Annotated in this window: 6 protein-coding genes; 1 reads left to right on the top strand and 5 read right to left on the bottom strand. The window is 74.4% G+C overall.

Going from position 1 to position 4703, the window contains the following annotated elements; all coding sequences use genetic code 11:
* Together GTW43_RS32455 and GTW43_RS32450 are read right to left on the bottom strand one after the other, a co-directional pair.
* A partial coding sequence (locus tag GTW43_RS32455) for a hypothetical protein (RefSeq protein ID WP_161305550.1) occupies positions 1 to 449 on the bottom strand: 449 nt, incomplete at its 3' end.
* A 205-nt stretch (positions 450 to 654) separates the two neighbouring features.
* Positions 655 to 876 carry a hypothetical protein gene (locus tag GTW43_RS32450; RefSeq protein WP_161305549.1) on the bottom strand — a complete coding sequence of 74 codons (222 nt, stop codon included), beginning with the start codon at positions 874 to 876 and terminating at the stop codon, positions 655 to 657.
* 246 nt (positions 877 to 1122) lie between these two features.
* On the opposite strand from GTW43_RS32450, the gene GTW43_RS32445 reads away from it, so the two are divergent.
* On the top strand, positions 1123 to 1800 hold the full coding sequence (locus GTW43_RS32445; RefSeq protein WP_161305548.1) for a hypothetical protein: 678 nt from the start codon (positions 1123 to 1125) through the stop codon (positions 1798 to 1800).
* Between the two features lie 8 nt (positions 1801 to 1808).
* Here GTW43_RS32445 and GTW43_RS37760 read toward each other — a convergent pair whose 3' ends face one another.
* The 3 genes from GTW43_RS37760 to GTW43_RS32435 form a co-directional block, all read right to left on the bottom strand.
* A complete protein-coding gene (locus GTW43_RS37760; RefSeq protein ID WP_202502230.1) occupies positions 1809 to 1973 on the bottom strand; it encodes a hypothetical protein in 165 nt (54 codons plus the stop codon).
* A gap of 97 nt (positions 1974 to 2070) precedes the next feature.
* A complete protein-coding gene (locus GTW43_RS32440; protein ID WP_161305547.1) occupies positions 2071 to 3513 on the bottom strand; it encodes a carboxylesterase family protein in 1443 nt (480 codons plus the stop codon).
* Positions 3510 to 4535, bottom strand: a complete 1026-nt coding sequence (locus GTW43_RS32435) for an alpha/beta hydrolase (RefSeq protein WP_161305546.1) — start codon at positions 4533 to 4535, stop codon at positions 3510 to 3512. Before GTW43_RS32435 ends, GTW43_RS32440 begins: the two co-directional genes overlap by 4 nt.
* Positions 4536 to 4703 lie beyond the last annotated feature (168 nt).

The raw sequence follows: 4703 nt of genomic DNA, 5'->3' as shown, positions 1-4703 counted from the left end.
TGCGCGGCGATCTCCACGAGCCGCTCGGCCTGCTCGGGCAGGACGGTGTCCGCGGGGGCGCCCGGCAGCCACGACAGTTCCTCCCAGTGCTCGGGCGCGACATGGCGGACGGCCTCGACGAAGCCCGCGGGGATCGTGCGGACGACCGGCTCGGCGGGGGTGTGGACCACGACGTCGGTGTCGTCGTCGCGCACCTCGAACCGGCCGACCGGGCACAGCACGAGGCTCCGCCCGTCGTACCGGGTGAGCGTCAGCTCGACCGGGCCCGCGCCGTCGTGGTCCTCGACGTCACCGACCACGCCCTGGTGCCGCGTCGCGCGCGCGGGCCGCTCGTCCTCGTCGTACCGCCATCCGTCGTCGAGGGTGACCCGACGGCCGCGCAGGGTCCGCCAGTCGACGTCACCGGTACCGGTGCCGGGCTGGTCCGGGGCTGCTTCGGAGTTGTTCAACGGTCGTCCCCACATCTAGTGCCGGGCACCGAGAGGTGCCGCGGGTGCAGGGCCTATCTCTACCGGTTGTCCCCGCCCGCGGGACGGACGCGCGCCGCAGCCGCCCCCGGACGGCCCGGAGCCGGCGGCGCCGTGCCGGGGGCACGAAAAAGGGCCCGAGCCGTCGGCTCGGGCCCTCCACGGCCGGGTCGGCGCGCGGGCAGCGTCAGAGCTTGGTCATCTTGTCGTAGGGGCTCAGGATGCGCAGACGCGTCGAGCCGAAATCCACCAGCGCCGCGACGCCGTCCTCGATGCCGATCACCTTGCCGAGGCCGTGCACGTCATGTGTCACCTGGTCGCCCATGGCGAACTCCTTGGGGACCGGGGCGACCGGGGCTTTGAAGGGGCTCGTGGGCAGATGGCGCTTCGGGGACGCAGACTTGGTCATGGCTCAGTATGCGCCTCGGTGCGGCCCGTCCGGGTCGTCCCCGGAGCAGATGGCCCGCCTCGCCCCCGAGAGCACCTCGCTGACCTGGGACTTTGCCGGACCCTAACGATTGCGGCGCAAACGGGCCGCGGACCGTGCACGACTCCCCCGACCGGTCGCCGGGCGTTCCCGTACCCCGGTGTCACACCTCCGGGCCGTCCGTCCCGCACCGGCGTCCCCTGCGTACACAGCCCCTACCCTGGCCCGATGACCGACCTCCCACCGGAAGCCGACCGCGTCCCGCCCGGCGGTGTCGTGCCCGACGCCCGCGAACTCGACGTCCGATGGGCTCACGCCTGGCGCCCGGAGCAGGTCGTCGCACGGCTGGACGGGGTGGCCGCGCCGTGGTGTGTCGCGGCGGGCTGGGCGCTCGACCTGTTCCGCGGCGCGCCGTCACGGCCGCACGGCGATCTGGAGATCGCGGTCCCGGCGGCCTCTTTCGACGCGGTCCGGGACCGCTTCCCCGAGTACGCGTTCGACGCGGTCGGCCGGGGACGGATCTGGCCGGCGGCGGACGAGGAGACCCTGGCCGCCACGCACCAGACCTGGGTGCGCGACCCGTCGACCGGTGACTTCCTGTTCGACGTGTTCCGCGAGCCGCACGACGGCGGGACGTGGATCTGCCGCAGGGACCCGCGCCTGCGCCTGCCGTACGACGCGGTCAGGGCGCACACCGCCGACGGCATCCCCTATCTGGTACCGGAGTTGGTGCTGCTCTTCAAGGCCAAGGCGCTGCGGCCCAAGGACGAGTCCGACTTCCGCGGCGCGCTGCCGCTGCTCGACCGTGCCCGCCGCGCCCGCCTGCGCGGCTGGCTGGAGCGCACCCATCCGGGCCACGCCTGGACCGCGGCTCTCACCAGCGCGGCCCCGTCCGAGAGCGGGTGAGGGCGGGGCTACGGAACCGGCCTGCGGCCCTCCGACCACATGCGGGCGGCGACCGCCTCCGCGTCGTCCTGCGGTGTTCCTGCCTGCACCAGAATGATGCCGCGCGAGTGATCGGGGAACGTGACTTCCCGCATCTCCGTGCCCAGCAGGTCTGGCGTCGACTCCTCCGGCATGGCTGCCTCCTCCGACGGCTGCCCCGAGGCTACGGGCGGCCCGGCCGTAAGGCGAGGACCCTGCCCCGTACGGCCCAACCGCCCCTCCCCTCCCCCGTCAGCGCACGCCCTCCCACAACTGCCGCTCCCGGGCCCGCGGGTCCGACACCGGCGCGGGCTCGTCCGTGAAGTCCATCGTGGTCCGGTTCGTTCGGTCGTACGGGGCCCAGCCCGGATCGCCGGTCTCCGCGAACGCGATCCACGCCGCGTGCAGCGCGTCCGCGAGCCGCTGCGGTGGACGCGGGCCGAGCAGGGGCGCGTAGGCCGGGTCGTCGAGGCGGTCGAAGACGAACGGCAGCTCGATCGCGTGGCAGGCACCGAGCCTGCCGCCGAACTGCGGGGAGCGCCAGCCGAATTCGTACAGGTGGGAGCCGGGCACGGCCTCGGCGAGACGGATGGCGGGGAGGCGGTAGAACCAGTCGGTCGCCACCGCGGAGAGCAGCTCGCCCGGTGTGGCGCCGGGCCGGGCCGCCCGGTAGACGGGGAGCGCCTCGGCGGGGTCGAGGCCGTAAGCGGTGGTGATGCGGTCCAGCGTCGTCCCGGGCAGGACGTCGAGACGCCGGGTGGGGACCAGGAAGAGGTGGTACTCCTCGCGGTTGCTGCCGACCAGCAGGTCGACGCCGCAGTCCGGGTCCGGCAGCGCGAGGCCGGGCAGCACGGGCTCGAACGGCATCATGTTGAGCGCCGCCTCGCCCCAGAGCGCGGGGTCAGGGCGGGCGTTGACCTCGGCGCGCAGTTCCGCCTGGGCAGGGACGAGTTCCTTCAGGGGGACGGCGGCGAAGGCCTCGGGGGTGGCGGCGACGCCGAGCTTCTGCGCGAGGCGCGCGGTGATCAGCGCGGCCGAGGCCGGACGCAGGAAGTGGTGGCAGGCCCCGGACTGCAGGATCGCCCGCCGGAAGAGTCCCCGGGACCCGTCCATGGTCAGCAGTGCGCCGATGCTCATGGCGCCGGCGGACTCGCCGAAGACCGTCACCCGGTCCGGATCGCCGCCGAACGACGCGATGTTGTCCCGGACCCAGCGCAGGGCGGCGAGCTGGTCGAGCAGGCCGCGGTTGTCGGGGCGGTCCGGCAGGTGCAGGAAACCGTCGGCGCCCAGCCGGTAGTTGAGGGTGACGCAGACGACGCCGTCGCGGGCGAAGGCGCGGCCGTCGTAACCCGGCACGGACCCGGCGCCGTTGGTGAAGGCGCCGCCGTGCAGCCAGACCATCACCGGCAGCCGGGCGCCCGGACCCGGCTCGGGCGTCCAGACGTTGAGGTTGAGGCAGTCCTCGCCCTCGGTGACGTCGTCAGGGATGAGGATGTCGAAGGGCGGCGCGTGCGGCGCCGTCGGGCCGGGGGCCGTCGCGTCGCGCACCCCGGTCCATGCGCCGGGCGCGGCCGGCGCGTCGAAGCGCAGGGCGCCGAACGGCGGGGCAGCGTACGGGATCCCGAGGAAGGCCGTCACCCCGTCCGGCAGGGCGAGACCGCGTACGGCGCCTTGGCGCGTGGTGCACACCGTCATGACGAGAGCACCTCCAGGAGAGCCGCGCCGAACTCCTTCGGCCGTTCGAGGTGGACGGCGTGCCCGGCGTCCGGGACCACCACCTCCCGCACGGCGCCGCCGCGTTCCGCGTAGCGGGCCAGGGCCGCGCGCGTCTGGCGGACCATGGGCTGGGCCGGGGTGCCGTCCCAGCCGGGCACGGCACCGGTCGCGCCGAGGTGCGCGAGGTCGAACACCGAGGTGTCGGAGACGATGACGTCGTCCTCGCCGCGGATCCACAGCACCGGCGGCTTGGGGTCGACGAGGTGCAGGTCGTCGATCCGGAAGTGGTGCGGTGCCATGCAGTTGAGCACGCCCCGGGTGCCGGGCGCGATCCCGGGCCAGGCCGCGGACGTCGTGCTGTCGCCCGGGTAGTGGTCGTCGCCGGTGCGGGTGGTGAGCATGGCGTCGACGTACGTGTCCTCGTGCTCCAGGCGCAGCGGCGGCTTGACGTAGTACGTGGCGAGCACGGCGCGCGGCGCGGCGGGCCCGTCCTCGCCGCGGTCGCCGTCGGCGAGCCGCCGGACGAACCGTGGGTCGGCGGTGCCGCCGCCCGAGCCCGCGCCGTCCGGGGAGTTGAGCACCCCGTCCGTGCCGTGCGTGCCGCCGAAGCCGTACGGGGAGACCGGAGCGACCAGGGTCAGCGACCGGACCCGGGCCGGGTGGTCCCGCAGGTACTGCATGATCACTCCGCCGCCCATGGACCAGCCGACCAGATGCACCCGGTCCGTTCCGAGGGCGTCGAGCAGTGCGCCGAGGTCGTCGGCGAAGTCCCGCAGCCCGCGGGTCGCGTCGACGGGCAGCGGATCGGTGCCGCCGAATCCCCGCAGGTCCACCGCCACCGGCCGGTACGTGTCCGGGAGGGCGGCCAGCGTGGTGTCCCAGAACGCGCCGGAGGAGACATTGCCGTGCACGAGGACGACGGGCTCGCCCTCGTCCCGTATGTCGGTGATCTGCTGAGTCAGCCGGTCGGTGGGGACGCGGCGGGTACGGAGTGTCGTCATGTGAGCACACGCTAGGCAGCCGGGCGGCCGGAAGGACAGAGCGCGGCACCCCACACCGCGCAGGTCGCACATGGCGGCGGACGCCACCTCCGGTGTCGGGACGGGCGTCCCGAGGGGCGGTCGCGGCTCGCTCGCCGCACGATGGCGTCACGGGGCCGCACCGGCCCG

It is taken from the genome of Streptomyces sp. SID5785 (genome assembly GCF_009870065.1).
Lineage (GTDB): Bacteria > Actinomycetota > Actinomycetes > Streptomycetales > Streptomycetaceae > Streptomyces.
The sequence above is the reverse complement of the archived record's forward strand: the minus strand, read 5'-3'. Positions and strand labels throughout refer to the sequence as shown.

Coding starts and splice junctions, on each gene's coding strand:
- GTW43_RS32440 (WP_161305547.1), bottom strand. CDS start 3,513: ATGACGGTGTGCACCACGCGCCAAGGCGCCGTACGCGGTCTCGCCCTG.
- GTW43_RS32445 (WP_161305548.1), top strand. CDS start 1,123: ATGACCGACCTCCCACCGGAAGCCGACCGCGTCCCGCCCGGCGGTGTC.
- GTW43_RS32450 (WP_161305549.1), bottom strand. CDS start 876: ATGACCAAGTCTGCGTCCCCGAAGCGCCATCTGCCCACGAGCCCCTTC.
- GTW43_RS37760 (WP_202502230.1), bottom strand. CDS start 1,973: ATGCCGGAGGAGTCGACGCCAGACCTGCTGGGCACGGAGATGCGGGAA.
- GTW43_RS32435 (WP_161305546.1), bottom strand. CDS start 4,535: ATGACGACACTCCGTACCCGCCGCGTCCCCACCGACCGGCTGACTCAG.